Raw genomic sequence first — 4,990 nt, 5'->3', positions numbered from 1 at the left:
CGCGGGTAGGCGTCGACCAGGTCCTCGTACTCGTCGATCGCCCCGGGGCCGTTGCCCATCGCGTGGACGTACTCGCAGAGCAGGAACGGCTTGGAGCGCCGACGGTGCGCCTCGGCCGGCTCGCCAGCCCGAGCCGCACAGTCGCGCCCAGCAGCGCCCCGCGCTACCGCACCACCGTCAGCCGGTAACCGCGCTTGATCACCGTCTGGACCAACCCGGGCTCGGGCAGCGCCCGACGCAGGCGACTCACTGCGACGTCGACCCCGTGGTCGTCGAGCTGCTCGGGGGCCGCGAGCGCCAACTCGTCCCGTGACACCGTCGCGCCTCGGGCGGTGACCAGTGCCCGGAACAGCGCCAAGGCGACCGGGCTGAGAGTCGACCGCCGTTCGGCGAGGCGCACCTGGTGCCCCCGCAGTTCGACGTCGCCGTAGTCGGTGCTCAGCCGGTGGGCCGCGTTCTGCTCGAGATGCTGGCAGAGCAGCCGGATCAGCGCTCCCATCCGGAATCTGTCGGGCACGATCGGCAGCACCCCGGCCTCGACCAGTGGTGCCGCGGTCACCGGGCCGACCGCGGCGACCACGACCTGGTCGCGCAGGGCGTTCTGCAGTTCGTCGAGCCGGCCGGCCCCGTCCGCGATCGAGAAGAGCGCGTCGACGGCGGGTGCGCTCGTGAAGGTGACGGCGTCGACGCTGCCGCCGCAGATCGCCGAGATCAGCCGTCGGACGCGAGTGACGTCCTCGTGGACGGTCCAGCGGTAGGGCGACACCGTCAGCACGGTCGCCCCCGCGTCCCGGAGCCGGTCGAGCTGCGCCGGATCGGTCAGTCCGTGCAGCTGGACGGCGATGGTCAGGCCGGCCACGTCGCTGCGCAGCACGAGGTCGACGAGGGAGGTCGTCGTCTCGCGCTCGCTCATGCCCTGGTCATCGAGCCCGGCCGCGCGGATCGCCCCGCGCGCCTTGGGACCCCGCACCACGATCCGGGCGCCGGCGAGCACCGTCACCAGGTCGTCGCCGATGCCGGCCGCGTCAGCGGCGTCGAACCACCGCCTCATGCCGTACGAGGTGGTGGCCAGCAGCACGCCGGGTCGGGCCGAGATGATGCCGAGCGTCTCGTCGACCAGCGTCTCGTCGTCCTGCACCCCGGGCATCCGGATCGTGGGCGCGTGCCCCACGTCGGCCCCCCGACGCTCGAACGCGGCGATCAGTTCCTCGGACCGTCGGTCCGAGGTCACCGCCACGCGGAACCCCTCGAGTTGGTCCGGCTGGAACGCCGCGACGCTCGCGGAGCCGTCGACGTCGGTCACGCCGTCACCCGGGCGTCGGCGGTCGACGCGGCACGGGACGCGGCACGAGACCCGACGGTGGAGGCGACACGAGACCCCTCCGCCCCGACGGGACGCGGCGCCGCGAAGGCCACGAGGTCGGCGACCTCGTCGAGGCCGGCGTCGGCCACCCGCACGACCTCGCCGATCACGATGACGGCCGGTGAGCGGAACGTCCCGACCAGCGCGTCGACCTCACCCAGCGTCGTGACCGTGCGTCGGCTGCGGTCCGTGAAACCGCTCTCGAGCACCGCCATGGGCGTCTCGACGCCCAGGCCGTGACGCCGGAGCCCGGCGGCGGTCTGCGGCAGGTTGGCGACGCCCATCAACACGACGATCGTGCCGCCGAGTCCCACCAGGTGGCGCAGCTCGTCGTCGGAGAACGGCACGTGACCCGACAGCACGGTGAAGGCCCGGCTGACCTCCCGGTGGGTCACGGGGATGCCGGCTTCCTCCGGCACGGCGATCGCGCTCGTGACGCCGGGCACCACGGTCACCGGCACGCCGGCCCGTCGACAGGCGGCGACCTCCTCGCCCCCGCGCCCGAAGACGAACGCGTCGCCGCCCTTCAGTCGCACGACCCGCCGACCCCGCACCGCGTGGTCGACGAGCAGCGCCTCGATCTCGTGCTGCGGGACGGCGTGGTGACCGGGGGTCTTGCCGACGTCGACCAGCTCGGCGCCCGGCGCCAGCTCGGCGACCCGGTCGCCCGGCCCGAGCCGGTCGTGCCGCACGACGTCCGCAGCAGCGAGCGCGGCCCGGCCCGCCCGGGCCAGCCGCCCGGGCGCGCCCGGTCCCCCGCCGACGAGCGTCCCGTGCCCGGGCGGCGACGGGTCGGTGGCGGGTGCGGTGGCCAGGGGCACCTCGAGGGCGGCGGCCGACGCGGTGATCGCGAGCCGCGCCTCCTCGGGTCCCTCGACCCAGACGACGAGGTGCAGGAGGCGTGGTCCGGCACCTGCGAGCATCTCGCCGAGGTGCCGCGCGGCGTCGTCCGCCGGCCGCGACTCGACGACGGCCCCGTCGGCCCGCACGGCGGCGACGGCGTGGCGTGCCCGGTCGGGTCGGCCGACGACGAGCACGTGTCGACCGATGAGGTCGAGGGTCAGCTGCATGGTCAGGCCTCTCGCACGGGGATGCGGTCGCCCGCGAGCAGGACGCTCGAGGAGCGGCGTTCGTCGGGCGTCGCGGGTCGTGGCTGGTCGCGTTCGGTGACGCGCGCGATCGACGGGTCGGGGGTGTCGGGGGCGTTGACGAACGACCGGAACCGCTTCAGACGTTCGGGGTCGTCGAGGGTGAGTGCCCACTCGTCGACGTAGTCGCCGACGTGCTGCACCATGGCCGCCTCGAGCTCGGCCGCGATGCCGAGCGAGTCGTCGCAGACGACGGCCCGCACGTGGTCGAGGCCGCCGTCGAGCTCCTCCTGCCAGCGGGCGGTGCGTTGCAACCGGTCGGCCGTGCGCACGTAGTACATGAGGTAGCGGTCGATGTAGGCGATGAGCGTCTCGTCGTCGACGTCCTTGGCGAGCAGCGGGCCGTGCACGGGCGGGAACCCGCCGTTGCCGCCGACATAGAGGTTCCAGCCGTTCTCGGTGGCGATGACGCCGACGTCCTTCGCCCGGGCCTCGGCGCACTCGCGGGCACAGCCCGAGACGCCCATCTTGAACTTGTGCGGCGAGCGCAGGCCCCGGTAGCGCTCCTCGAGGTAGATGGCCATGGCCACGCTGTCCTGCACCCCGAAGCGACACCAGGTCGAGCCGACGCACGACTTCACGTTGCGCAGGCTCTTGCCGTAGGCCTGGCCCGACTCGAAGCCGGCGTCGACGAGCAGTCGCCAGATGTCGGGCAGCTGCTCGAGCCGGGCCCCGAACATGTCGATGCGCAGGCCGCCCGTGATCTTCGTGTAGAGCCCGAAGCGTTCGGCGACCTCGGCGATGACCTTGAGCTTCGCCGGACTGATCTCGCCGGCCGGGATGCGCGGCACCACCGAGTAGGTGCCGTCCTTCTGCATGTTGGCGAGGGCCCGGTCGTTGGTGTCCTGCATCGGGCCGGTGTCGCCGTCGAGGATGTACGCGTGCGTCTGCGTCGCCAGCACCGAGGCGACGACGGGCTTGCAGACGTCGCAACCGAGCCCCCCGCGGCCGAAGCGCTCGAAGACCGCCGCCGCCGAGCTCCGGCCGCGCACGCGGACGGCCTCGACGCGCCCGGCCCGCCCCATGGCGAAGTGCTCGCAGAGCGCGGTCGACACGGCCCCGCCCGCCTTCGTCAGCTCGGCGTCGAGGGTCTTCTTCACCCGGGGCACGCACGAGCCGCACTGCGTGCCCGCGCGCGAGCAGGTCTTGAGCGTCGCGAGGTCGGTGCAGGCCTCGCCGGGGGCACCCGTGATCCAGCCCCGGACGTCGCCGACCGAGACGTCGTTGCAGGCGCAGATCTGCGCGTCGTCGGGCAGCTCGACGTCGACCGCGCCCTCGGGGCCGGACGCCGCCAGGAACGCGGCGGGCTCGGCGGGCCGTTCGCGACCCCGCCGGGGGCGCAGGGTCGGTAGGGCGTCGCGGCGCCGACGAACATGCCCCCGAGCAGCGTCTTGGCGTCGGCGCTGACGACGAGCTTCTGGTACAGGCCGCGGGCCGGGTCGGCGTAGACCACCTCGAGCGCCCCCTCGGTGCGGGCGGTCGCGTCGCCGAACGAGGCCACGTCGACGCCCGCGAGCTTCAGCTTCGTGGCGTCGTCGATGCCGCCGAACACCGCGGCACCCCCGGCGAGGCGGTCGGCGACGACCTCGGCCATGGCGTTCGTGGGGGCCACGAGCCCGGTGCAGACGCCGTCGACGCTCGCGACCTCGCCGATCGCGAACACGCCCGGAGCCGAGGTCGAACAGTCCTCACCGACGACGACGCCGCCGCGCGGGGCGACCTCGATGCCCGCCGCGCGGGCGAGTTCGTCCCGCGGGGTGATGCCGATCGAGAAGACGACCACGTCGGCCCCGACGGTGCGGCCGTCCTCGAGCACCACGCCGAGCACGGCTCCCGAGGGTGCGGTGAGCACCTCGGCGGGGCGGGTGCCGAGGTGCAGGCCGATCCCTCCGGCCGTGACGATGCGACCGAGCGCCCGCCCGGCGCCCTCGTCGAGCTGGGCCGACATGAGCCAGCGGCCACTGTGCACGACGCTGGCCGTCGCGCCCAAGGCGGCCGCGCCTCCTGCCGCCTCGAGTCCGAGCAGCCCACCACCCACTACGACGACCCGCGCCGGGCGTCCGTGGCGCTCGGCGAAGGTGGTGACCTCGTCCCGGAGGGCGTCGACGTCGTCGATCGTGCGGTACACGCGACCGGCCCCGGCCCCGGGGATCGGCGGAACCGTCGCGGACGACCCGGTGGCGAGCACGAGGGCGTCGTAGCCGAGCTCGTGACCGTCGCTCGTGGAGGCCGTCCGGCGGTCCACGTCCAGGGCCTCGACCCGCACGCCGCCCAGGTACGAGACGCCGCCTGCGCTCCACACCGACCCGGCACCCAATGTCAGGGCGACGGCACCGGCGAGCCGGGTCGAGAGCGCGACGCGGTCGTAGGGCAGGTGGACCTCTTCACCGACGACCGTGACCTGCGCCACCGGCCCGTCCGCGGTGGCACGGGCGGCGAGCGCCTCGGCCGGGCGGTGGGCGGCCGGGCCGCCGCCGAC

Annotated in this window: 2 protein-coding genes and 2 pseudogenes; all 4 read right to left on the bottom strand. The window is 74.3% G+C overall.

Annotation, left to right across the window (positions count from 1 at the left end; all coding sequences use genetic code 11):
• A pseudogene (locus AEQ27_RS18495) lies at positions 1-116 on the bottom strand (glycoside hydrolase family 2 TIM barrel-domain containing protein); the annotation flags it as partial.
• 47 nt (positions 117-163) lie between these two features.
• Positions 164-1,303, bottom strand: a complete 1,140-nt coding sequence (locus tag AEQ27_RS00635; RefSeq protein ID WP_054144928.1) for a uroporphyrinogen-III synthase — start codon at positions 1,301-1,303, stop codon at positions 164-166.
• A complete protein-coding gene (cobA, locus tag AEQ27_RS00630; RefSeq protein ID WP_082383111.1) occupies positions 1,300-2,433 on the bottom strand; it encodes a uroporphyrinogen-III C-methyltransferase in 1,134 nt (377 codons plus the stop codon). Before cobA ends, AEQ27_RS00635 begins: the two co-directional genes overlap by 4 nt.
• A 2-nt stretch (positions 2,434-2,435) precedes the next feature.
• Positions 2,436-4,990 (bottom strand): annotated as a pseudogene (nirB, locus tag AEQ27_RS00625) (nitrite reductase large subunit NirB); the annotation flags it as partial.

Source organism: Frigoribacterium sp. RIT-PI-h (assembly GCF_001297205.1).
In the GTDB taxonomy this organism is placed as follows: Bacteria; Actinomycetota; Actinomycetes; order Actinomycetales; family Microbacteriaceae; genus Frigoribacterium.
Note: the sequence above shows the minus strand (reverse complement) of the source record. Positions and strands in the feature narration are given on the sequence as shown.

Excerpts from the sequence above, each read along its gene's own strand:
- cobA (WP_082383111.1), bottom strand. The coding sequence starts at position 2,433 with ATGCAGCTGACCCTCGACCTCATCGGTCGACACGTGCTCGTCGTCGGC.